Source organism: Bacillus sp. AK128, assembly GCF_053903075.1.
Genome location: NZ_CP096379.1, coordinates 1,197,045 through 1,219,859, shown reverse-complemented (window position 1 = coordinate 1,219,859; position 22,815 = coordinate 1,197,045). Strand labels below are relative to the sequence as shown.

The following is a 22,815-nucleotide window of genomic DNA, read 5'->3' as shown; positions in this document are numbered from 1 at the left end:
GTGCATAAAACTGCACATGATACATCAGCTAAAATAGCTAGCATACTAAATTTTATGCTATTAAATAAAATACCGCAGAGGGGTCTGCGGTATTTTTCATGTTATTTACTAGAATTCGTATCATCCATACGAAGGACAGCCATGAATGCTTCTTGTGGAACTTCAACAGAACCAACTTGCTTCATTCGCTTCTTTCCTTCTTTTTGCTTTTCTAATAGCTTACGTTTACGTGAAATATCTCCACCGTAACATTTTGCTAATACGTTTTTACGCATTGCCTTTATGGTTGACCTAGCCACTACCTTTTGACCGATTGTTGCTTGAATTGGCACCTCAAACTGTTGTCTCGGAATCAATTCTTTTAGCTTTTCAACAATGACCTTACCACGAGCATAGGCAGAATCACGGTGAACGATAAAGGATAGAGCATCTACATTTTCAGAATTAAGGAGAATGTCCATCTTCACTAGTTTAGATTCCTTGTAGCCAATCAACTCATAATCAAAAGAAGCATAGCCTTTTGTATTTGATTTTAATTGATCAAAGAAATCATACACGATTTCAGCTAATGGAATTTCATAGACAATGCTTACGCGATTTTCATCTAAGTATTGCATATCTATAAAGTTTCCTCGCTTACCTTGACAAAGCTCCATTACCGCACCTACATAGTCATTCGGTACCATCATGGTCGCTTTAACATATGGCTCCTCGACGCGATCAATCTTTTGAGGGTCTGGCATATTTGATGGGTTATCAACACGAAGCTCTTCTCCATCTGTTAGGAATACATGATAGATAACACTTGGTGCTGTCGTAATTAAGTCGATCTTAAACTCCCTTTCAATACGCTCTTGGATAATTTCCATGTGTAGTAATCCTAAGAATCCACAACGGAAACCAAACCCAAGTGCTTGAGAGGTTTCAGGCTCAAACTGTAAGGCAGCGTCATTTAATTCAAGCTTTTCTAACGCTTCACGAAGATCATTAAATTTAGCTGAATCGATTGGATATAGACCACAGAATACCATCGGATTTAAGCGACGGTAACCAGGTAAAGCTTCTGTAGCTCCATTTTTGGAACTTGTAATGGTATCACCCACACGAGTGTCACCTACATTTTTAATCGCAGCTGTTAAGAAACCTACGTCTCCAACCGTTAACTCATCCTTCATCACTGCTTTAGGAGTGAATACCCCGATTTCGTTGACTTCGAATTCCTTGCCTGTTGCCATCATTTTAATCTTGTCGCCTACTTTAACTCTTCCCTCTACCACTCTGATGTAAGCAACTACACCACGATATGGATCATATAAGGAGTCAAAGATTAAAGCTTTTAGTGGACCATCTGGGTCACCTTGAGGAGCAGGAACCTTTTCAACGATTTGTTCTAAAATCTCTTCAATTCCAATACCCGCTTTCGCCGAGCATAAAACAGCCTCAGAAGCATCGAGTCCGATTACATCCTCAACTTCCTGTCGAACTCTTTCTGGTTCCGCACTAGGAAGGTCAATCTTATTAATGACTGGAACAATCTCTAAGTCATTATCAAGTGCTAAGTAGACGTTTGCTAAAGTCTGTGCTTCTATACCTTGAGCAGCATCTACAACTAAGACAGCTCCTTCACACGCTGCTAAGCTACGAGAAACTTCGTAGGTAAAGTCTACGTGCCCAGGTGTATCAATAAGATGGAATGTATAGATTTCTCCATCTTTCGCTTTATATTGTAGTTGTACTGCATTTAATTTAATGGTGATTCCACGCTCACGCTCTAAGTCCATTGAATCTAATAATTGGTCCTTCATTTCACGAGCTGTTAAGGCGCTCGTTTTTTCTAAAATCCGGTCAGCCAACGTTGATTTACCATGGTCAATGTGAGCAATGATGGAGAAATTTCTTATTCTAGCTTGTCTATTACGTCGATCTTCACTACTCATCGTCATATTTATCACTCCTACATTACTACCAACATACATTAGCTTTGATTATAGCAATACCGAAAAAAAGATTCAATGAAAACTATGTTAACACTCCATCTTCTAGTTCGGATGAGGGATTCCAATCAACTAAAATAAAAATCAAATTCTCAAACAAAAAGAGAAACCTGTGGTTACCACAGGTCAAGTCAAGCACATCATTTATATCAAATCAAACAGCTTTTGAAATAGTGAAGTAATTCCATCCGCTAGCTTATGCCCCATTGAAGAAAAGAAATTAAAGGCTTCCATTTTCTCTAACTTCTCCTGCTTAACACGAATGTCATGACTCGTAATATTATTCCCAAGTACCGCTGCCTCAAGTCCTCCCGACTGTCCAGCAGTTAAATGGAAGGCTCCTTTAAATTCAGGATCGTCATATCCCTTCATATCTCGGATTCCCTCATTTGCTTGCTGCATCCCTAATAATACTCCGAGAAATAATATCGTGAATAACAAGAAGAATTTAAAAGAAAATTTTATCATGATCTCACACCTTATTGTTCTGTTGTCTCTGATTCTCCGTTAACCTTTTCTGCCTGCCAGTAATATTCACTAAACACATCAGCAATTGCTTCTGCAGATCGATTTAGCTCTTCCATGGTGTTATCCACTCCACCAAATTCAATAATGAGGGCATTCTCTGATAAGTCCTGATTAAATTTACCATTCGTTCCTGCACCTCTGCTCAAACGAACCCCTCTACTCATACCTGGGTACTTACTTTCAACTAGTTTATGGAGATCATCAGCTACTTTAGAATTTTGTTCGAATTTAGCATGCTCACCACCTATAACAAAAAACACTCTCGCATACGCCTCTCCGTTAATGGTCGCAGTTGTTTTATCTTTTCTTGCAGAGTCTCGGTGAAGGTCAAATAAAAATTGGATATCACGATTTGCTGCCATTGCACTTTGAACGACAGGTCTTGAAGCATCATACGACTTACCGTACTTCCAGCCTTTTTCATTTAGCATATTTGTAAAATCAGTCTTATCTATTTCAGTACCTATTCCTCTTTCCTCAAGTTCCTCTGCGAGCTTTTGACCAACCAGTGTTATATTTGCAGATGAATGGTAGGCTTCGTTGGGTTTTGTCACATTTTTAAGCATAGGTAAAAATGACTCTCTTGTATGGGTGTGATAAAGAAACACAACCTTCTTCCCGTTTGTGCTAACAGCAGGCGGTACTGGTTTTTCTTCTTCTGACTTGTCCACATTCTCTACAGCCTGAACAGCTGCTTCTCTTTCTGCTAATAACACTTCCATTGGTGGTGCTGATTCCATCGGTATATCTGTGTAATTGGTTCCATCCCCTGCGACTAAAAGTTCACCGTCGTAATATTGGAAACCAGGCAATTCCCCTCCTAATAGGCTACGTGGATCATCTAGGTTAATACTTGTTGCCTTTTGAAAAAGTGTATGGGTAATTTGAGGCGGTTGTTGCCCCTCCGGAATAGCCTGTAGAAAATATCGGTTTTCATATCCAAGTAAATAGACAAGTGAACTCTCCGTTATACTACTCGTTAAAGAATAAACTGAGGAAGAAGAAATTCTATATTCTGGCTTTAAGGAAGTTAAAATACCAGTTAATGTAAACATCGTAATTAAACAAAATGCAAATCCTAACATAATTTTTATAACGCTTGTCCTATTTAGCGAAACCATCATACTGTGACTACGATTATAATTCATGCTTCCACTCCTTACAGCTTGTCTACTTAAACATTATGAACAAGCCATAAAGAATAGAACCCTGAATTATTATTTATTATTCTAGTGCGTGTAAGCCCCATAATTATCTTGATCCACCTCATGATGGAGTGCAGCATTTAGTCCACCAGCAATCACATTAGCCATATCCTCTATAAAAGTATCAACCTCTTTAGGTGTTACCATCAAGTTATGACCTAACGGGGAAAGGACCTCATAAATTAGCCTTCTTTTTTCCTCTTCTGGTAAAGTTCCAACCAATCCCAGAAATGTCGAACGATCCTTCTCCTCAGGTAGATCTTCTTCGGTTAATACTCTTTTTTCACCAAATGTCATCGAAGCCGGTGCTAGTGCACGAGATGGACGGTTACCTTCTCTCATTTCTTTTCCAAAATGCTTTAAGATGAAATCTACCGTATCACTTGTGATGGATACCGCGTCAACGACAGTCGGTATTCCGATAGCTATTACGGGAATGCCGAGTGTCTCTTGACTCAATTCTTTTCGTTTGTTACCAACACCTGAGCCTGGGTGTATACCAGTATCTGAAATTTGAATTGTCGAATTAACACGCTGAATAGACCTTGCTGCCAAAGCATCTATGGCAACCACAAAATCAGGCTTAGTTTTCTCGATTACACCATGAATAATATCGCTTGTTTCGATTCCTGTTATCCCCATTACACCTGGTGAGATGGCACTTACTGAACGAAAGCCATCTGCTACATTTTCAGGCTGAAGATCGAATAGATGTTTAGTAATTAACAGGTTTTCAATCGTCATCGGCCCAAGGGCATCAGGCGTAACATTCCAATTCCCTAAACCAACGACTAGACAGCTTGCATCGTCCTTAATTCCACTTTCAGAAATAAAATTAGAAAATTCTTTTGCGAATACCTCTTCAACCACTTGTTGTAGTTCAGAATCATGCTGACGAATACCTTGAGTTTCTAGTGTTAAGTATCTTCCCTTCTTCTTGCCGATTAACTGTGCACCTTGATCAGTTATTTCAACATAAGAAACCTTTACACCCTGAACATCTTTTTCTTTAACAATGACACCCTCTATTTCACTAGCTTCCTTTTTTGTCTGTTGATTTTTCTCAACTACCATTTCTCTAGCTTCAACAGCTAAATCAGTTCTTACTGAATACTTACTTAAGTCTAGTTTTTCAGACATTATTTCAAGTCCCCCTTTTATGTACTTTATTGCTTAGTTTTTCCAATTAAAAATGAATTCATTCATGTGGGGCTATAGTAAAGTAGGTAATTACTTTACTTTCAACTATGCTGACTTAAAATTTGTTGTTGATATTCGTTACAGGACACTCGCTTCCCGCGGGGAGGAATCTGAGCCTCCTCGGCTACGCCTGCGGGGTCTCATCTGTCACGCTGCTCCCGCGCTTGCACAGGATGTGCTGACCTCTGCATTCGCCACAGGACGTGGCAGCTTTTAGCAGAGGTTCCTTTAGATTCGCATCCTTCCACTACAATCAACTCTGCTAGATATCAAGATTGAACATTAACAATGCTTTCGATAAAAAAAGTTTGCTTATAAAATTCAATTAAAACTTGGATTTAGCTTGACACTTTACGAGCTTTTCATGAAACTTCTATTGCAATTATAGCTATGGTTTGATAGAATACTTCTTGTTCTGACTTCAGAATTTTTCTATTTAGTCTGACCAAAAAATAGGTAATAATTAGTCTTGAGCTTAAAGAAGACTGTGATGTAATATGAACATCAAGCTATGAAAAGTTCTCTATTGACATTTTAGGGAGGTGAAAGTAAATGCCTAACATTAAATCTGCTATTAAGCGCGTGAAGACAAGCAACGAGCACCGTGCACAAAACAACTCTGTTAAGTCTTCTATGCGTACAGCTGTTAAAAACGTTGAAGCACTAGTAACAACTAACAATGTTGATCAAGCTAAAGTTGCTCTTGTAGAAGCTAGCAAGAAGCTTGACAAAGCTGCTCGCACTGGTCTAATCCATAAAAATGCTGCAGCTCGTCAAAAATCACGTTTAACAAAGAAAATTAACGAATTAAACGCATAATTTTCTAATAAAGAAAACCTAGCGACACTGATCACTCAGTCTAGCTAGGTTTTTTTTATCTTTTACAATAGAAAAAGCTGAACACTCATGATCCAACGAGCCAGCTTTTTTATTAGGAAAATTTATTGAACAAACAACTCAGAAAGTGGAACGCAAATCAACAACAAGGTTAAATAAAAAATTTTTCTTACGATCGTTGATATTGTTTTAAGATAAATAATTCTAATGCCAGTCGCTTTTCCTGTTGTCCACTTTTTATTTGGTAATCCATTTCTGCTAATGCGTTAATGGATTGCAATAAATATTCATTAGAAAATTGTGTCGCCTTCTGAGAAGCTAGCTTTACTCGATAAGGGTGAATCTTTAGATGATTAGCAATTTGCTGTTGACTATAACCACGCCTTGAAAAATCCTTTACCTGATACAATAGCCGGTATTGCCCTGATAACAGGGAAAGAATTTTAATTGGTTCTTCATTTAACTTTAATAAATCATGATATATTTCTAATGATTTTGAAATATTTTGCGATAATACACAATCAATTAATTCGAATATGTTATCCTCTACCGTCCGCGATGAGAGGAGCCCAACGACCTCTGGTGTGATTGTTCCTTCCTCACCAACATATAGAGCCATTTTATGTAACTCTTGTACCAACAACGTAACCGTTCCTCTTACATATTGAATCAACATTCCCATTGCATCATCGGTAATGCCAACCTTTAATTGTTTAGCTTCTGAATGAATCCAAGTAACCAATGACTTTTCGTCAGTTAAAGTGGCTTCAAAGACCTCTGCCTCTTTTTTCAAAAGCTTGGTGATTTTTTTTCGTTCATCTAACTTCTCGCTGTCTACGACGATCACAAAAACAGCAGTTGGAGAAGGAGAGGAAATATATTCTTCAAGGAGTTGGAGATTATGGTCAATCTTAACTTTATCCTTTGTCCCAGTTAAGAACAGAGCATTCTTCACGATGACCACGCGTTTGTCTCCAAAAAAAGGAAGAGTTTGGGCATCTTCAATCGCCAGATCAATAGGGGTTTCTTCCATATCGTAAACAGATAAATTAAAGTCCCGTTCCTCATCTTTTAATATATGTTCAATGAGTAATTGGATCGTTTCATCAATAAAATAGGTTTCCTTCCCATATAACACATACAAGGGTGCAAATTTCTTTGCCTTTATTTTCTTATGTATATCAATATTCATCTTAAGTCAAAACTCTCCCTTACATTAACTACGTTAATCGTAAAAGGAAAAGTATTTTTTTGCAAGTAAGGGAGCTGCTAAAAGAGCAGCCCCCTCATTTATGTTAACGCACTGAGAAAGTCCCGGGTTTACATTCTCAGTAACGATATTCATGCTGTACTATTTAGAATGTCCACTTGACTTTCATGTATTTGTGTTAACTCTTGTCAGTATAGGAAATAAGGACTGAAGTGTAGATTTTTTTTCCGGTTTAGCTTATACTAAGTACGAATGAGGAGGGGTTACAGTGAATCAATTTGAAAAGAGTGTACAAAGTAAACGTAATGACGCTGTTGATTCTGGCGTTGGATTTGTCGTTTCCTTCGGTTTCTTTGCTACATTATTTATCATTGCAACCGTTATTAAATTAGTGGCTGCCTAATGGGACTGTATACATACAGTCTCTTTTTTTTGGAGTTTTTTAGAAAAGGTTTCCTTTACTTGAAAAAATTTAAGTAGTGGTGATTAGTGGGATAGTAGATCGGTCAGGCTAGTTGGCCTCAGTTGAAAGCAATGTATGAGAAGCAGGGATATCTAGCCATAGCTTATGGCAGTTTGGTGTAAAAGGTTCCTGATTTAAAAGATGAAAATTTATAACGAATACCTCCATGTTGATCCGTCCGAAAAATAACCGTATCATAGGTTTTCAGACGCGAAAGGACATCAGGATGAGGATGACCGAATCGATTGTTTAGCCCAGCAGAAATAAGTGCAACCCTAGGCCGTACAGTGTTTAAGAAATGAGATGATGTAGAAGTAAGACTTCCATGATGGGAAACTTTAAGTACATCAATTTTTAAATTTGGATACCTCTCCAGTAGATCTTCCTCAGCTTCTTCTTCAATGTCACCAGTAAATAGCCAGGATTTCCCGTCTAGAAAGGCTGTCAGTACGATTGATCCATCGTTTTTCTTTGAGTAAGATGTACTAGGAGCTAATATCTTAAATGATAAATCACCAGCTTTCCAATGGTCACCAGCCTTTACCCTGCGCACCTTCACGTTTAGTTTCGAAGCAAGGTTTAACACTTCCGCTTCTAGTCCTTCACTGGAATGATAGGCACCAGTTACGATTTCATCTATTTCTATATTCTTCAATAAATAAGAAGCCTCTCCAATATGATCTAAATCTGGATGTGTCAAAATGAGTTTATTTATTTTTCTTATCCCTTTTGCCTTTAAATAAGGTAAAATTGTGTCTTTACCAATAGAAAAAGGATTAGAGCGTTGTTGCCATTTTTCCAAATCATAAGGAACTGTTCCCCCTGTATCAATTAAATAAACCTCTTTTCGAAAAGGAATTTCAATTAAAATAGAATCCCCTTGTCCAACATCAATCATTGAAATCTCCCCTTGAGGATTTATATAAGGAAGAAAATAATGAATTACTAATACAAGGAAGATCGGCATGAAGGAAATCCATTTTATCTCTTTTTCAAGCCATATAAAAGTTAGAATAACAGCTAAAATATACAACCATAAGAGAAGTATATTCGGCTTTCCAAAAACTAAAATATGCCATTTTTGTTCAGTCATCATAACAGCAAAACTGTTCAATAAATGCAGCATTTCATTAGATTTAACAATAAGTGTTGATAATAGAGGAACAGAAAAACTTAACGTGAAGTAAAAGAATATGCAAATAGGTAAGAGGATAAAGGTGATAATGGGGACATAGATCAAATTTAACGGTACACTTACTAGTGAAAACTGATAAAAGTGATAGAGAATAAGAGGGATCGAACTAATCTGTGAAATAGTACTCACCATAAATAGTTGAACAATTGGATTAGTCACTTTCAATAAAATAGTTTGACTCGATAGAATTAATGCTAAGCTGACCGAAAAAGAGAGTTGGAATCCAACATCAAAAATATAGTATGGATTTAAAATCACCATGATGAGAAAGGCGATACTTATTAAATCAACAGTGGTTAATGGAAAACTCCTAAAACGCACCTTCAGAAGGACGAGGAAACTCATGATACACGCGCGGATAACAGAAGGGGCTGCTCCTGCTAGTAAACCGTAAAGTGGTAACAAAATCATAATGATCATGATTACCTTCTCTTTAGTGAAACCAATTCGAACTAACATATAAAATAATGCCGCACAAATTAATCCCACATGCATCCCGGAGATGGCTAACAAATGGATTAAGCCAAGCTCCTGATAGGCAGTTAATACATCTTCGTCTACATTTGCTCTACCACCAAATACAAGCGCTTGAACAAAGCCGTCTAATGGACTCGGTAGCAAAGTCTCTATTTCTTTTAAGGTATGTTCACGGAAAAGATACAACCGGTCCAGAATGGAGGGTTTTGTTTTTATACACTGTAACGTGGAAAGTGTGGTAGGGGTGACGATCCAGTGGATATTCTTTCGATATAAATACTGTTTGAAATCAAAGCTGTAAAAATTTCGAGTAGGGTTAGGTGCTTTAAGTTCCCCGTAAAACCTACAGGTCGTTCTATCACTAATTGCTGCAAGAATTTCCTTCTCATGTTCACTTTTTATGCGATATGAAACATACAACTTTTCTTTGTTACTTAAAAGAAATAATGAAGTGAAACGGTCCCCATTAATTTTGGGCGTCGAGATAAACTTACCTGTAAAGTAGGTATGATTGATACTTAACTTCGTTTCATTTTTTTGATCATGTAGATAAAAAATAGCTGAAAACAAAACAAGTGTTACCATACAAATGATGCCAACTTTTCTATCTCGGAAAGTAATATATAGAAGAATTAGTAAGGAGATTAAGAAGATTAAAATAGACAGGTGGTGAATAATAAAGAGAAAACCTAAGACACCTGAGGCAGCTATATAAACCCATTTATTTTTCAAAAGTAACCCCCTACACTTATGTATAGGAGGTAAATAATGTATTGGCTTGATGATACAGATCTTTTACTTCTTCTTCTGGTACTCCAGCTTCTGCTAACTTCTCAATAAGGCTTGCTAGTAGCTGCAGCTTCTCTTTATTTTTCGTATCAATTACCATTTCCTCAAGTTCTACTTGTTCTACCTTGACGTTGGCTTTTTCAAATAGCTCGATGGCGTAAGGGTGATTTTTATAATCCTGGGCAAAGTAAACTGTTTTGATTCCACTCTGAATGATCCCTTTGCAGCATTGAAGACAAGGAAAATGGGTGACATAAATTTCAGCCCCCTCAGTTGGCACGCCAAATTTAGCACATTGAATAATTGCATTCATTTCCGCATGGATCGTTCTAACGCAATGGTTATCAATGACATAACATCCCTCATCAATACAATGAGTACCCCCTGAAATTGCCCCATTATATCCACCAGCAATAATTCGTTTGTCTCTAACAATCGTAGCTCCTACAGCCAGTCGTGTACAAGTACTTCTTAAAGCCAACAAATGACTTTGTGCCATATAGTATTGATCCCAAGAAATTCGATTCATTACAATGAAGCCTCCCTTTTCAATAGTGTACTGGTTGTTTGAAATATTAGTCAATATCACATCTATTTGATTGTAATAAAGTCCTTTAATTTTTCTAAAGACTTTTCCCCGATTCCAGACACACTTCCTAAATCATCCACTGTTTTGAACAGACCATGCTCGTTTCGATAAGCAATAATTGCCGCTGCTTTTGCTGGTCCGATCCCAGGTAAGGTTTCTAACTCGGCTTGCTCAGCCTTATTGATATTGACTAATTGCTGGTCTGCAGTTTGATTGGATATTGGTGTCGTCCAAATCGTCTGAACTTCCCCTTCAGTTGGGACATAAATCACCATTTCATCTGTTACCTTTTGTGCAAGGTTAACACTATTCTTATCTGCATTCATTGTAAATCCGCCGGCAAGCATGATGATGTCTTTCACTCGACTCGAATCCTCCACTTCATAAACTCCTGGGCTCATCACCTCCCCCTTTATATCAACAAACATAGTAACATCCTTCACCTCTTCTATGTGTTCAGTTTCTTCTTCAGGCTCCTCCGGTGGAATAATCGAAGATTGCTCCCAGTTTAGATACTCCTCTTCCTGATTGGAATTACCATTCAATGTAGAAAATAAAGCCAAAATGATTAACAAAATACTAATGGAAATAATTATCCATTTTCTTCTTTCGAAGAACATTTGTAACACCTCCAGGGCTATTTAAATATCATATTGAGAATGCAACTAGAAACATAAATTTGATTCCAATAACATATATGTTTATGAGAGAACCGAGAGTAGAGGAGGGAATTGTAATGAACGTAGGGATAATCGGAACAGGAAACATGGGGACGATCTTAACTGAATCCTTCATAGAATCTCGAGCCGTTCCACCTTCTAATCTGTTTTTAACGAATCGTACACTTTCCAAAACTGAGCGATTAAAGAATAGCCATCCAGAGGTTACAGTAAAAACATGTCCGGAGGATATCGTTGCCCAAGCTGATGTCATTTTCATCTGCATTAAGCCACTAGATATATATCCATTACTTACAAAATTAGCGCCGATTCTAAAACCTAACCAATGTATAGTGTCCATTACAAGCCCACTAAGTGTGAGGCAGCTTGAATCAGCGGTAAATTGTAATGTAGCTAGAGCTATTCCAAGTATCACTAATCGAGCATTATCCGGAGTCTCACTCCTAACATTTGGTGAGCATTGTTCAAGTGAATACCAGGATTACTTGTCAGAGTTATTCCAGCAAATTTCTTTACCAGTCATGATAGAAGATAAAGTGACAAGGGTTGCCTCAGATATTGTCAGCTGTGGACCAGCTTTTTTCAGCTATCTTCTTCAACGTTTTATTGATAGTGCTGTTGATGAAACAGAGATTTCACGTGAGCAGGCTACAGAACTAGCTAGCGGCATGATTATTGGGATGGGCAAGTTGCTTGAAAAAGGAGTCTTTACTTTACCAACCTTACAGGATAAGGTCTGTGTAAAAGGTGGAGTAACAGGTGAAGGAATAAAAGTACTCGAAAGTGAACTAGGAGATGTCTTTAATCATTTGTTCCAAAAGACTCATGAGAAATACTACGAGGATATAAGAGAGGTTACTGACCAATTTGATTATACAAAGGATCATAATTAAATTTCAACATTAGCATTTCAATATCCTCTTTAATTTCTGAAAAAACAATTGATTTTTTATAGATAACACTTCTCCCTTGTTTACTAATAAAAAAATAAACCATCAATTTGTGATGGTTTATTTTTTATGGCAGCAAAAGAATATTCTCTCTTGATCCTCAGTCAATACATCTTGGAAGTCAGAGGTTACTTCTATATCCGAAAAGCCACAACCCATTAATGCTTCTTTATAAAAATCAATGGAAAAAGTACGCTGAGAGTGCAATTCATCAAATCGCTCATATAGGCCATGCTCAGGCTGTTGTATAAAAAAAGTTAGTTCATGGTCCACACTATGAGGATACTCACCATTAAAGCAATTCCAAATAAATGATATATCGTCATCTGTACTAACAAAGGTTTGATTCATAAAGATACTCTCTATCTTTTTAATGGAATGGACATCAAAAAGAAACAACCCATTCGGTTTTAACAACTCGTAAACACCTTTTATCGTTCCTTGGACATCCCGTTCTTCTAGAACATAATTAAGAGAATCACAAAAACAAACGATTACATCAAAGCTTTCTGGCTCCATGTCCGTTAATTCGGTCATATTTTGCTGAATGAATTGAATGTTTACATGTTCGTTTCTTGCTTTTTCATCTGCAATTGAAAGCATCTCTGCTGATAGGTCTAACCCGGTAACATTAAAGCCCTTTTTAGCTAATGGAATGGAAAGCGCTCCAGTCCCACAACCAATATCTAGAATTGACTGATTTTCTTGAGTGACTCGACAAGACAGATAATCAATCCAGAGATGATAAGGAACATCATTCATTAATTGGTCGTAAAAAGTTGCAAAGTGCTGATAGGTCATCGAATTAGTTCACTTTGTAGGTCTTCTGTTGGAGCATCTCCCCATAAACGTTCTAGGTTATAGTACACTCTTTCATCTTTATGGAATACATGAGCAATCACATCACCTAGGTCTACTAAGATCCATCTTGCCTCATCATACCCTTCCATACGGCGAACATTTATTTGATTTTCCTCTGCCTTTTCTTTCATTTCCTTTGCAATTGCTTGCACCTGTTTGTCCGAATTCCCGTGGCAAATTAAGAAATAATCTGCAACAAGGGAAATTCCTTTCATATTCAATGCGACTATATTCTCCGCCTTTTTATCATCTGCAGCCTGAGCTGCTAGTATTAAAGTTTCTCTTTCACTCATTCACTTCATTCCTCCTTCTTTATATTTACGTATCATCGTGTTGTATGTGTTAAAGGTAACTGGATAAACAGCTTGATTTTTCTTGAGCAGAAATTGGATCGTATTTCGCAATGCAAAGATGACTGCGAGATCAAGGTCAGTTGAGGCAATTTCTCTCACTTCCTCAACACCTGGAAAGCTTCTTCCTGGTTCAATATAATCTGCTAAATAAATAATTTTTTCTAGTAACGTCATATCAGTATGACCTGACGTATGATATTTTATAGAATTTAGTATGTCCAAGTCAGTGATTCCTACTTCTTTTTCAACCAAATAGGCTCCAACTGGGGCATGCCATAGTTCCTTATCAAATTCTAGGAGATCAGCAGAAAAATGTTGATCCATGATAATCTTCTTCATTTCCTCTTTTGGACGAAACTTCGCATAATCATGAAAAATGGCAGCTAATTCAGCTTTCTTTTCATCCCCACTGTACAGCTTTGAAAGCTCAATAGCCGTGTTCATGACTCCAACTGTATGTAAATAGCGGTGATCTGTCAGTTGCTCTTTTACAATAGACAAAGCTTTCTCCCTATTCATATATTCGCTGCTCCTCTATATATTTTTTTACGGAGGCTGGTAATAAGAGTTCTGTGTTCCCACCCTTCTTTATTCTGTCTCGAATTAAGGAAGAGGAGACCTCAAATAAAGGGGTTTCTATACATACAATAGGATAGTTGGACTTAGTTGAGTACCCAGTTCTGCCAACACCAACAAAGGTGATCATTTTCACTAATTCATCAATTTTATGCCACTTAGGAAGATATTCAATCATATCCCCACCGATAATAAAATATAACTCATCTTCGGCATACTGCTCTTTTAGAAGCTTAATTGTATCATAACTATACGAACTTCCTTCTCTCTCAAGTTCAATTTTCTCGACTTTAAATCTATTATGTCCTGAAATAGCTTGCTCCACCATATGTAAACGATGTTCTGTTTTAGATATTAGATCCCCCTGTTTATGCGGTGGGACATGGGCTGGCATGAACCATATTTCGTCAAGTGCCAGTGCATGAAGTACTTCATAGGCTATTAGTAGATGACCATTATGAGGGGGGTCAAATGTCCCTCCTAGTATCCCAATTTTCTTCATCAAAAAAATTCCTTCCTAATAGTTCCTTTAAACATAATGATAATCAGTGGTCAAAATGAACCACTGATTTTAGGTTAAGAGGGAAGAACTAGTTGTTTATTTTCTTTTGACTCTTTATATAAGACAATCGTGTGACCGATTACTTGTACAAGCTCAGCACGTGCACCTTCACTTAATTGTTCAGCAACATCATGGCGATCATCTTCACAATTTTGAAGGACACTTACTTTAAGCAACTCTCTTTTTTCTAGTGCATCATTTATTTGAATAATCATATTTTCATTTACCCCACCTTTTCCAACCTGAAAGATTGGATCAAGGTGATGTGCTTTTGATCGTAAAAATCTCTTTTGTTTCCCAGTAAGCATTTAGGATGCCCCTCCTAGTTTAGTAAGTATGACGTTACGCATAATGTCGGTGTCCGGATAAATCCCTGTCCATTTTTCAAATGCTAGTGCACCTTGAAATACAAACATTTCTACACCATTTTGCGTAATAGCGCCTTTTGCTTTTGCCTCTTTTATCCATTTTGTTTCTAAGGGGTTATAAATAATATCACTTATAACAGTATTTTCTTTTATTTGGTTGATCGATATTGGAACCTCATTTTGATAGGGATGCATTCCAATTGAGGTAGTATTAATAATGATATCATATTGTTGTATTAAGTTCTCAGCCTCTTTTAATGCTAATGCCCTTGAAGAAGACGACATTTGTGCGTCTACCATCGCTCTAGCCGACTCAACGGTACGGTTGGCAATATCGACTTGCTGTACTCCTTCAGCCAATAAGGAAAAATAGATGGCTCTAGACGCACCACCAGCCCCAATTATTAAGATTGAACTAGATGCTAAACTTCTTTCCCTTAATACCTCTTTTAAACCTGTAATATAGCCTATTCCATCCGTATTATAACCAATCAATATACCGTTCTCATTGACAATTGTATTAACCGCCCCAATTTGGGCTGCTAATGGATCAATCTTATCTAGATATTCCATAACAGTTACTTTGTGTGGAATCGTCACATTTAACCCGGAGATCCCTAATCCTTTCACTCCTTCAATTGCTCCCTGTAGTCTCTCAGGAGTTACATGAAAGGCTTTATAGATACCATTAATACCAAGAGCCTTAAATGATTCATTATGCATATCCGGTGACATGGAATGACCAATTGGATCTCCGATTACTCCATATATTTTATCCATCCCTGGCCCCCCTAAATAAGTGATCGACGGACCGAGATGCCAACTCCCTTAGGAGCATAAGCAACAATTTTAGTACCAGGCTCCTGTAGCGTTACCCATCCTAATCCTGAAAAAACAATATCTACTTTATCATCTTTAATTGTAAAGGAATGGGCTTGAAGTTCAGGAAACTGGTCAAGCTCGTCCTTTCTTGGAGGTTGTAACAATTCACCAAGATGATTTTCATAGAGTTCATCAGCTTTTTGTAGCTTCGTTCGATGAATAACAAGATCATTTGATACATAACAAACAAACGGCTGTCTGTTCCCACTTACAAAGTCTAATCTAGCAAGTCCACCAAAGAACAAGGTTTGCTCTTCATTTAATTGAAATACCTTTGGTTTAATCTCTTTTTTAGGTGTAATAGTCTTTAAATCATCCTTATGTACAAAATGCGCCATCTGATGGTGATTAATGATACCAGGGGTATCAATTAAGGAAGAGTTTTCATCAATTGGAATATCGATTACATCAAGAGTAGTACCCGGAAAATGAGAGGTTGTAATGAGCTCCTCTTCACCACCATATTGTTTAAGTATACGATTTATAAACGTGGATTTTCCAACATTCGTACTACCTACTACGTAAACATCCTTGCCATTTCGATATTTCTCGATGGCTGCTACTAATTCCTCAATGCCAAGTCCCTTTGCTGCACTGATTAAGAAAACATCAAGTGGCTTTAATCCCAACTCTTTAGACTCCTGCTTCATCCAATGAATCAGCTTTTGCGTTTTAATAGACTTTGGGAGTAGGTCTACTTTATTTCCAACTAATAGTATTTCATTTTGGCCTACAAAACGGTGTAGACCAGGTAACCAACTTCCATTAAAGTCAAAGATGTCTACCACCTTGACGATTAAAGCATTCTTTTTTCCAAGTCCATTTAAGATTTTTATAAAATCATCGTCTGTTAACGAAACATCCTGTACCTCATTATAATGCTTTAATCGAAAGCATCTTTGACAAATAACGGAATCCTTTTTCAGTGCAGAAGGTGGTGCATATCCTAACTCACCAGGCGTTTCAATCTGAATTGATACTCCACAGCCTATACATTTGTATTGTTCAGTCACTACATTAATCCTCCCAATGAATCATACCTTTTTTCTTAAGCTTTCTTAATATTGAACGTTCTACTCTTCTATTAAATCTAGTTACAAACCCATCTGTTTGGGTAACCGGTACTACTAGAATAGTATGTAAACCAATCCGATTACCTCCTAAGATATCGGTTAAGAGTTGATCACCAATTACGACCACTTCATTAGCTTTTAGATTCATACTCTTCAGCGCTTTTTTAAAAGCAATAGTCATAGGTTTTCTTGCATTAAAAATAAACGGAATATTAATAGGAGCTGAAAAAGCCTCTACTCTTTCCTTATTATTATTTGAAACAATGGTTACGGTTATATTAGAATCTAATAAAGCTTGGAACCATTCCTTTAATTCCGGAGTCGCAGTTGGTCGATCCCATTCGACAAGCGTATTATCTAAATCGGTAATAATACCTTTGATTCCTCTTTCCTTTAATTCCTCTGGTTTAATATCAAAAACACTCTTAACATGTTCATTTGGTAAAAACATCCCTAACACAACAAAACACCTCATTAGCAAAGCATCATTTAAATTTCATATACCGAAGTTCATCATATCGGATTTTACCTAAACTTTCAAAAGTAAATTAATAAATGTTGGTAAAAGGGGTAATTTATTGCTAAATGCACTAGCATTTTTTATGGCTAGCCCTTCTTCTGCAATTCATAAAACAACAATCTGAAAGAAAATATAAATAATTTTCGACAAAATCACCATTGTTTCAACACTTGTGGATAACTTTATGCACAATATACACATTGTAAAATCTACTTATTCTATGTTTATAAACAATTCATCCACAGCTTATCCACTGATTCGTGTGGATAATTAGAACGGTTGTTCTCTATTTTAAATCATGATAGAGTTAAATTACAGTAAATTCCTAACTAACTATGATATGTAAATTCTTTTGATAATAGAACTGAAAAACTAAAAAAGAATTAGGAGGTGGGTTTGCCATATCGGCAAGATATTATGAAAAAATTATCTGATGAACTTCTAATTGAATCCTACTACAAAGCGAGAGAGTTAAGCTTGAGCCCTGAGTTTATTCACTTGATTGAAACTGAAATTAAGAGAAGATCCTTAACAAATAAAATTAAAATCTCATCCTAAACAAAATATTAGTTTCGAGAGCCATTCATTGGCTCTTTTTCTTTTGTAAATCAATATCTTACTACTAGGTTAAATTCGAACCTTAGGATTTAGCCAAATATAAATCTACATGAAAACAGCCTCTTCTTTTTATTGTATAGTAATTCCTTTTAATGTCGACCATTCATTAACCCAGTTATTATTAACACCTCTTAATTGCTTTTCCTTTGAAAGCTTCTCCATCGTTCGATATTTCCTTGGATCGTGAATAATATTGGTTACCTCGATGGCAGTTAATGAAGAAATTTCTTCAATCACATCATTTCCTGCGAGGCGGTGGTATGGCATAAGCCTTACTCCTATTAATGTTTCACCCTCATGTGAAAGATAAATTGCTTCGCTTATTTTTTCATGCTGCACAATCAACGGAATAAGGTCATCTAATGATTCCTGACTTTTTGAAAAGGCGACGCCAATATCTTTTTCTGACAACAATGGTCGATAATATTCTCTAGGCAATAATGCTAACTCAGGATCTTTGCTACTATTACACCCAACTAAAGTAAGAATAAAAAAATAAATGATTAAATGTCTCATATTTTACACATCCTTTCTTATTTAATATGCAATAAATAATCAGATTTCATACAGTTTTTACCCAATAGATATTAGTTGAAGTTCTTTATAAAATGTGGGTACAATTAATAGAAGAGTGATTTCAGACACATACTATACCCCAAGACGAGAAGAGGAGTTACGATACTCTGACATTATAGAAAAAGGAGGATTTCAGAAAATGCTTCACTTTCTTATTATTGCCCCGCTATTAATAGCTATACTTGCACCAATCCTCTATAAGAAATTAAAGAGTGTCCACACAGGTTGGTTTGTCCTAGTTGTACCGCTATTTATATTTATTTATTTAGTTTCCTTAATTCCGTCAGTTATACATAAACCATTGTTATTACAACTAAATTGGATGCCCTCACTGGGGATTAATTATGACTTATATGTAGATGGTTTAAGCATCTTGTTTGGTCTACTCATTTCTGGTATTGGTTCTTTAGTTGTTTTTTATTCGATTTATTATCTACATAAGACTGAAAAACTAGGTAGCTTTTATGTGTACCTATTAATGTTTATGTCCGCGATGTTGGGTGTGGTATTCTCAGATAACTTATTTGTTTTTTATATGTTTTGGGAGTTTACAAGCTTATCTTCATTTTTATTAATTGGATTTTGGAACCACCGGGAAAAGTCACGATATGGTGCACAAAAATCAATGCTGATCACCGTTTTTGGTGGATTAAGTATGCTTGCTGGTTTAATTTGGATGTCAATCGAGGTTGGTACTAGCAGTATTCGTGGATTAATTCAGCATGCCGAAATCATTACTAATAGTCCATATTTCTTACCAATTTTATTATTAGTCTTATTAGGGGCATTCTCAAAGTCAGCACAATTTCCATTTCATACTTGGTTGCCTGATGCGATGGAAGCACCTACTCCAGTTAGTGCTTACTTGCACTCAGCGACCATGGTTAAAGCTGGGATCTACTTAGTAGCAAGATTATCACTAATATTTGCTGGAACCGATGAATTCTTCTTGATCGTTTCTGGCTTTGGACTTCTAACACTTTGTTGGGGCTCCTATATGGCTGTAAAGCAAACAGACTTAAAAGGAATATTAGCTTATTCCACAATCAGTCAGCTTGGAATGATTATGGCAATGCTCGGCTTTGGAACAGGTATTGCTGTGTTTGCGGCTATTTTTCATATTTTAAACCACGCAACCTTTAAGGGAAGTTTATTTATGGTCGCAGGTATTGTCGATCATGAAACTGGTACGAGAGATATTAGAAGGCTTGGTGGATTATTCACATTAATGCCTATTACGGCTACTCTAGCTATTTTTGGTGTATTCTCGATGGCAGGAATTCCTTTACCTATTCTTAACGGGTTTCTAAGTAAGGAGATGTTCTTTGATGCAGCGGTTGACTTACGTTTAGAAAGTGGCTCTATTTATCAAATGGTAGCTCCCTTCTTTCCGTTTATCGCTGTTATAGGTAGTATTTTTACATTTGTGTATTCAATGGTTCTATACTTTAAAACATTTACTGGCGAGTTAAAGCTATCTAAGCTTGAAAGAAAGCCACATGACCCTCCATTTGGGATGTTAGTATCACCGTTGATTCTAGTAATCCTGATTATCGGTATTGCCTTATTTCCAGGACCGTTTAATGAATATCTATTAACGCCAGCTGTTACAGCAGTAATGGGAGAGGTTCCCCATACCCATATTTATTTCTGGCATGGATTTTTCAATGCACCATTATTTATGTCTTTAGGTGTTCTGTTTATAGGCTCTCTTCTGTATATCACAAAAGATAAATGGTTACATGTGTATGATCGTTTACCAGGTAGATGGAGTATGACTAAAACATATGATTACATAGTCAATTCTCTTTTCCAGGGATCAACAAAGTTAACGAATTTTTATATGACAGGGTCTCTTAGAACCTATTTTAGAATTATCGTCGCATTTATTGCGGTGGTTGGATTGTATACGATGTATCAAACAAATGGATTTGCTTTTGACGGGATTAATACACCGTTCTCTCTACCAGAGTTTTTAGTCGCCATTACCATGATGACTGCGGCTATATCTATTATCTTTATTTCAAACAGAGTAGCTGCCATCTTACTCCTAGGTGTAGTTGGCTACGGCTTATCATTACTGTTTGTATTCTATTCAGCACCAGATTTGGCTTTAACACAGTTAAGTGTAGAGACCGTATCCGTAGCCCTATTTCTACTTTGTTTCTATCACTTACCAGAGCTTAAGCGTGAAAAAGAAACAACCGGTAATAAGACGATTAACTTAGTTATATCGGTAGCATTCGGTTTATTAGTTACATTTATAGGGATTGCATCTCATAGTTCAAAATGGTTTGATTCCATCTCTGAATACTTTCTTGAAACCTCGTATACGCTTGGTGGCGGAAACAACGTTGTAAACGTCATTCTCGTGGATATGAGAGGACTTGATACAATGCTTGAGATTGCCGTGCTTGGTATTGCCGCTCTCGGTATACTTGCTATGATTAAATACAACAGGAAGGGAGACTTGGAATAAATGGAAATCATTATGTCGATTCTCTCTGGAATCCTTTTTACATGCGGTATTTATCTATTGCTTCAAAAGCAATTACTAAGAATCATCATTGGCACTGGGTTACTATCTCATGGTGCACATCTATTTATTTTAACAATGGGTGGTTTTCCTGAAGGAGCACCACCGATTTTAAAGGAAGGGGTCGAGATGTATAGAGATCCACTTCCACAAGCTCTTATTTTAACATCAATTGTAATCAGCTTTGGTGTAACGTCCTTTTTGCTTGTGTTAGCTTACAAAACATTTAGGACAAATAAGACAGATAATCTAGAGGAATTAAGAGGTACAGACCATGAGTAATTTAACAAACTTAGCGATCTTACCTATTTTACTACCCATTATTGCAGCGATTCTCTCAGCTTTTTTAAACAAGCAGCCAAAACTGACGAAATGGCTGACTGGGATTGTCGTCATAGGCCAATCAATCTTGTCATTTAGCCTACTCATATATGTGCTTCAAAACGGACCGATCGTTTTAGAATCTGGGGATTGGTCTGCACCGTATGGAATTGTCATTGTTGCGGATGAACTTGCATTATTGTTAGTCACTACAACTAGCTTAATTGCGATAGCAGCAGCATTTTATGGCTTTAAGACGATTAAACCACAGGAACAAAAGTATTATTACTATACGTTTTTTCACTTTTTAATCGCTGGGGTGTCAGGGGCATTCTTAACTGGGGACCTATTTAACCTCTTTGTTTTCTTTGAAGTTCTACTAATGGCATCTTACGCCCTGATTATACTTGGAGGACGTAAAGAGCAATTTAGAGAGTCCATAAAATATGTTCTAATTAATGTATTTTCTTCTGTATTGTTTGTAACAACTGTAGCATTTTTATATTCAGTTGTAGGAACCGTTAATATGGCTCAGCTAGCTGTTCGTGTAGGTGAAGTCGGACAATCTGGGATTTTAACAGGTATTGGTATTATGCTCTTTGTTGTATTTGCTACGAAAGGGGCAATCTTTCCTTTATACTTTTGGTTACCAAAGTCCTATGCGGTACCAAATCCTGTTGTGTCTACCTTATTCGGTGCTCTTTTAACAAAGGTTGGTATTTACTCAATACTAAGGACTTTTACCCTTATATTTGGACATCAAGCAGATTTCACACATCAGCTATTTATTATTCTTGGTGTATTAACCATCCTATTTGGTGTAGCAGGTGCTCTATCTACATATGATATCAAGCTGATTGTTGCTTATAACATCATTCCAGCTGTAGGCTTTATCTTAATAGGTATTGGTGTATACAGTGTTACCTCACTAGCAGGGGCTATCTATTATTTAATTCATGATATGATTATAAAAGGCGCACTCTTTTTACTTGTAGGAACCATAATTGCTATTACAGGTACTAGTGATATAAGGAAAATGGGGGGACTCATTAATCGATACCCCGTATTAGGCTGGACGTTTTTCCTTTCAACATTAGTACTAGCAGGGATCCCACCATTTAGTGGATTCATTGGTAAATACCTGCTAGTCAGAGGTGGCTTTGAGACAGGGAATTATATTGCGCTAATCATCGCACTCCTTCTTAGCCTGTTGATTTTGCTGTCTGTCATAAGAATTTTTATTGGTGTATTCTGGGGGGAAGAAAGAGAAGAAGAAAAAGCGAAGCCTACGATTTCCACAGCAGGTTATCTTGCACCGATTATCTTTTTATTAGCTTTTTCTGTTATCCTTGGAGTCGGTGCAGAATCAGTTTATCCTTATATCCAATATATCGGGGATACACTCGCGAGTCCTTCCTATTATATTGAGAATGTCTTGAAGGAGTAGGTGCT

General features: G+C 36.8%; 24 protein-coding genes. 7 read left to right on the top strand and 17 right to left on the bottom strand.

Translation table 11 applies throughout. The features are described 5' to 3' along the window. Positions 1-101 precede the first annotated feature (101 nt). The 4 genes from lepA to gpr all read right to left on the bottom strand — a co-directional run bounded on the left by lepA (position 102) and on the right by gpr (position 4,867). Complete coding sequence (gene lepA / locus M1D60_RS05775) at positions 102-1,937, bottom strand: translation elongation factor 4 (protein WP_456279361.1); 1,836 nt, start codon at positions 1,935-1,937, stop codon at positions 102-104. Between the two features lie 201 nt (positions 1,938-2,138). Then, the gene (locus tag M1D60_RS05770; protein ID WP_456278225.1) at positions 2,139-2,462 is read right to left on the bottom strand and encodes a YqxA family protein; all 324 of its coding nucleotides are present in this window, start codon (positions 2,460-2,462) and stop codon (positions 2,139-2,141) included. An 11-nt stretch (positions 2,463-2,473) separates the two neighbouring features. Beyond that, positions 2,474-3,670, bottom strand: coding sequence for a stage II sporulation protein P (spoIIP, locus tag M1D60_RS05765; protein WP_456278224.1), 1,197 nt, complete (start codon positions 3,668-3,670; stop codon positions 2,474-2,476). Positions 3,671-3,751: 81 nt separating this feature from the next. Beyond that, positions 3,752-4,867 carry a GPR endopeptidase gene (gpr, locus tag M1D60_RS05760; RefSeq protein WP_456278223.1) on the bottom strand — a complete coding sequence of 372 codons (1,116 nt, stop codon included), beginning with the start codon at positions 4,865-4,867 and terminating at the stop codon, positions 3,752-3,754. A gap of 612 nt (positions 4,868-5,479) precedes the next feature. Between gpr and rpsT the strand changes: the two genes are divergently transcribed. Continuing rightward, positions 5,480-5,746 carry a 30S ribosomal protein S20 gene (rpsT, locus tag M1D60_RS05755; RefSeq protein WP_456278222.1) on the top strand — a complete coding sequence of 89 codons (267 nt, stop codon included), beginning with the start codon at positions 5,480-5,482 and terminating at the stop codon, positions 5,744-5,746. Positions 5,747-5,933: 187 nt separating this feature from the next. On the opposite strand, the gene holA is transcribed toward rpsT, so the two are convergent. Then, positions 5,934-6,956: a DNA polymerase III subunit delta gene (gene holA, locus M1D60_RS05750; protein WP_456278221.1), complete on the bottom strand. Its 1,023-nt coding sequence runs from the start codon at positions 6,954-6,956 to the stop codon at positions 5,934-5,936. 286 nt (positions 6,957-7,242) lie between these two features. On the opposite strand from holA, the gene M1D60_RS05745 reads away from it, so the two are divergent. Beyond that, entirely contained in the window at positions 7,243-7,377 is a 135-nt protein-coding gene (locus tag M1D60_RS05745; RefSeq protein ID WP_246940527.1) for a YqzM family protein, read from the top strand. 163 nt (positions 7,378-7,540) lie between these two features. Here the strand turns inward: M1D60_RS05745 and M1D60_RS05740 are convergent, their stop codons facing one another. From M1D60_RS05740 to M1D60_RS05730, 3 genes are all read right to left on the bottom strand, one after another. Continuing rightward, a complete protein-coding gene (locus M1D60_RS05740; RefSeq protein ID WP_456278220.1) occupies positions 7,541-9,841 on the bottom strand; it encodes a DNA internalization-related competence protein ComEC/Rec2 in 2,301 nt (766 codons plus the stop codon). A 16-nt stretch (positions 9,842-9,857) separates the two neighbouring features. Next, positions 9,858-10,427: a ComE operon protein 2 gene (locus M1D60_RS05735; RefSeq protein WP_456278219.1), complete on the bottom strand. Its 570-nt coding sequence runs from the start codon at positions 10,425-10,427 to the stop codon at positions 9,858-9,860. Positions 10,428-10,489: 62 nt separating this feature from the next. Further along, positions 10,490-11,107: a helix-hairpin-helix domain-containing protein gene (locus M1D60_RS05730; RefSeq protein WP_456278218.1), complete on the bottom strand. Its 618-nt coding sequence runs from the start codon at positions 11,105-11,107 to the stop codon at positions 10,490-10,492. Positions 11,108-11,223: 116 nt separating this feature from the next. On the opposite strand from M1D60_RS05730, the gene comER reads away from it, so the two are divergent. Next, complete coding sequence (gene comER / locus M1D60_RS05725) at positions 11,224-12,060, top strand: late competence protein ComER (RefSeq protein WP_456278217.1); 837 nt, start codon at positions 11,224-11,226, stop codon at positions 12,058-12,060. Between the two features lie 117 nt (positions 12,061-12,177). On the opposite strand, the gene M1D60_RS05720 is transcribed toward comER, so the two are convergent. From M1D60_RS05720 to M1D60_RS05685, 8 genes are all read right to left on the bottom strand, one after another. Then, entirely contained in the window at positions 12,178-12,918 is a 741-nt protein-coding gene (locus tag M1D60_RS05720) for a class I SAM-dependent DNA methyltransferase (protein ID WP_456278216.1), read from the bottom strand. Next, positions 12,915-13,271 carry a ribosome silencing factor gene (gene rsfS / locus M1D60_RS05715; protein WP_456278215.1) on the bottom strand — a complete coding sequence of 119 codons (357 nt, stop codon included), beginning with the start codon at positions 13,269-13,271 and terminating at the stop codon, positions 12,915-12,917. The genes M1D60_RS05720 and rsfS overlap by 4 nt, the downstream gene beginning before the upstream one ends. Next, positions 13,272-13,850, bottom strand: coding sequence for a bis(5'-nucleosyl)-tetraphosphatase (symmetrical) YqeK (gene yqeK / locus M1D60_RS05710; protein WP_456278214.1), 579 nt, complete (start codon positions 13,848-13,850; stop codon positions 13,272-13,274). Next, a complete protein-coding gene (locus M1D60_RS05705; protein ID WP_456279360.1) occupies positions 13,843-14,409 on the bottom strand; it encodes a nicotinate-nucleotide adenylyltransferase in 567 nt (188 codons plus the stop codon). Before M1D60_RS05705 ends, yqeK begins: the two co-directional genes overlap by 8 nt. A gap of 74 nt (positions 14,410-14,483) precedes the next feature. Beyond that, positions 14,484-14,777: a ribosome assembly RNA-binding protein YhbY gene (gene yhbY / locus M1D60_RS05700; protein ID WP_456278213.1), complete on the bottom strand. Its 294-nt coding sequence runs from the start codon at positions 14,775-14,777 to the stop codon at positions 14,484-14,486. Beyond that, on the bottom strand, positions 14,778-15,617 hold the full coding sequence (gene aroE / locus M1D60_RS05695; RefSeq protein ID WP_456278212.1) for a shikimate dehydrogenase: 840 nt from the start codon (positions 15,615-15,617) through the stop codon (positions 14,778-14,780). 11 nt (positions 15,618-15,628) lie between these two features. After that, positions 15,629-16,732, bottom strand: a complete 1,104-nt coding sequence (yqeH, locus tag M1D60_RS05690) for a ribosome biogenesis GTPase YqeH (protein WP_456278211.1) — start codon at positions 16,730-16,732, stop codon at positions 15,629-15,631. Between the two features lie 4 nt (positions 16,733-16,736). Beyond that, positions 16,737-17,243: a YqeG family HAD IIIA-type phosphatase gene (locus M1D60_RS05685; protein WP_456279359.1), complete on the bottom strand. Its 507-nt coding sequence runs from the start codon at positions 17,241-17,243 to the stop codon at positions 16,737-16,739. A 486-nt stretch (positions 17,244-17,729) separates the two neighbouring features. Between M1D60_RS05685 and M1D60_RS05680 the strand changes: the two genes are divergently transcribed. Continuing rightward, positions 17,730-17,870, top strand: coding sequence for a sporulation histidine kinase inhibitor Sda (locus M1D60_RS05680; protein ID WP_456279358.1), 141 nt, complete (start codon positions 17,730-17,732; stop codon positions 17,868-17,870). Positions 17,871-17,999: 129 nt separating this feature from the next. Here M1D60_RS05680 and M1D60_RS05675 read toward each other — a convergent pair whose 3' ends face one another. Beyond that, on the bottom strand, positions 18,000-18,446 hold the full coding sequence (locus M1D60_RS05675; protein WP_456278210.1) for a hypothetical protein: 447 nt from the start codon (positions 18,444-18,446) through the stop codon (positions 18,000-18,002). Positions 18,447-18,645: 199 nt separating this feature from the next. On the opposite strand from M1D60_RS05675, the gene M1D60_RS05670 reads away from it, so the two are divergent. From M1D60_RS05670 to M1D60_RS05660, 3 genes are read left to right on the top strand one after another with little or no spacing between them, the layout of a single operon-like run. Then, positions 18,646-20,985: a Na+/H+ antiporter subunit A gene (locus M1D60_RS05670; RefSeq protein ID WP_456278209.1), complete on the top strand. Its 2,340-nt coding sequence runs from the start codon at positions 18,646-18,648 to the stop codon at positions 20,983-20,985. After that, entirely contained in the window at positions 20,986-21,324 is a 339-nt protein-coding gene (locus M1D60_RS05665) for a Na(+)/H(+) antiporter subunit C (protein WP_456278208.1), read from the top strand. It begins immediately after the preceding gene. Beyond that, positions 21,317-22,810, top strand: a complete 1,494-nt coding sequence (locus M1D60_RS05660; RefSeq protein WP_456278207.1) for a Na+/H+ antiporter subunit D — start codon at positions 21,317-21,319, stop codon at positions 22,808-22,810. Before M1D60_RS05665 ends, M1D60_RS05660 begins: the two co-directional genes overlap by 8 nt. Positions 22,811-22,815: the final 5 nt, after the last annotated feature.

Excerpts from the sequence above, each read along its gene's own strand:
- lepA (WP_456279361.1), bottom strand. The coding sequence starts at position 1,937 with ATGAGTAGTGAAGATCGACGTAATAGACAAGCTAGAATAAGAAATTTC.
- M1D60_RS05770 (WP_456278225.1), bottom strand. The coding sequence starts at position 2,462 with ATGATAAAATTTTCTTTTAAATTCTTCTTGTTATTCACGATATTATTT.
- spoIIP (WP_456278224.1), bottom strand. The coding sequence starts at position 3,670 with ATGAATTATAATCGTAGTCACAGTATGATGGTTTCGCTAAATAGGACA.
- gpr (WP_456278223.1), bottom strand. The coding sequence starts at position 4,867 with ATGTCTGAAAAACTAGACTTAAGTAAGTATTCAGTAAGAACTGATTTA.
- rpsT (WP_456278222.1), top strand. The coding sequence starts at position 5,480 with ATGCCTAACATTAAATCTGCTATTAAGCGCGTGAAGACAAGCAACGAG.
- holA (WP_456278221.1), bottom strand. The coding sequence starts at position 6,956 with ATGAATATTGATATACATAAGAAAATAAAGGCAAAGAAATTTGCACCC.
- M1D60_RS05735 (WP_456278219.1), bottom strand. The coding sequence starts at position 10,427 with ATGAATCGAATTTCTTGGGATCAATACTATATGGCACAAAGTCATTTG.
- M1D60_RS05730 (WP_456278218.1), bottom strand. The coding sequence starts at position 11,107 with ATGTTCTTCGAAAGAAGAAAATGGATAATTATTTCCATTAGTATTTTG.
- comER (WP_456278217.1), top strand. The coding sequence starts at position 11,224 with ATGAACGTAGGGATAATCGGAACAGGAAACATGGGGACGATCTTAACT.
- M1D60_RS05720 (WP_456278216.1), bottom strand. The coding sequence starts at position 12,918 with ATGACCTATCAGCACTTTGCAACTTTTTACGACCAATTAATGAATGAT.
- rsfS (WP_456278215.1), bottom strand. The coding sequence starts at position 13,271 with ATGAGTGAAAGAGAAACTTTAATACTAGCAGCTCAGGCTGCAGATGAT.
- yqeK (WP_456278214.1), bottom strand. The coding sequence starts at position 13,850 with ATGAATAGGGAGAAAGCTTTGTCTATTGTAAAAGAGCAACTGACAGAT.
- M1D60_RS05705 (WP_456279360.1), bottom strand. The coding sequence starts at position 14,409 with ATGAAGAAAATTGGGATACTAGGAGGGACATTTGACCCCCCTCATAAT.
- yhbY (WP_456278213.1), bottom strand. The coding sequence starts at position 14,777 with ATGCTTACTGGGAAACAAAAGAGATTTTTACGATCAAAAGCACATCAC.
- aroE (WP_456278212.1), bottom strand. The coding sequence starts at position 15,617 with ATGGATAAAATATATGGAGTAATCGGAGATCCAATTGGTCATTCCATG.
- M1D60_RS05685 (WP_456279359.1), bottom strand. The coding sequence starts at position 17,243 with ATGTTTTTACCAAATGAACATGTTAAGAGTGTTTTTGATATTAAACCA.
- M1D60_RS05680 (WP_456279358.1), top strand. The coding sequence starts at position 17,730 with ATGAAAAAATTATCTGATGAACTTCTAATTGAATCCTACTACAAAGCG.
- M1D60_RS05675 (WP_456278210.1), bottom strand. The coding sequence starts at position 18,446 with ATGAGACATTTAATCATTTATTTTTTTATTCTTACTTTAGTTGGGTGT.
- M1D60_RS05670 (WP_456278209.1), top strand. The coding sequence starts at position 18,646 with ATGCTTCACTTTCTTATTATTGCCCCGCTATTAATAGCTATACTTGCA.
- M1D60_RS05665 (WP_456278208.1), top strand. The coding sequence starts at position 20,986 with ATGGAAATCATTATGTCGATTCTCTCTGGAATCCTTTTTACATGCGGT.
- M1D60_RS05660 (WP_456278207.1), top strand. The coding sequence starts at position 21,317 with ATGAGTAATTTAACAAACTTAGCGATCTTACCTATTTTACTACCCATT.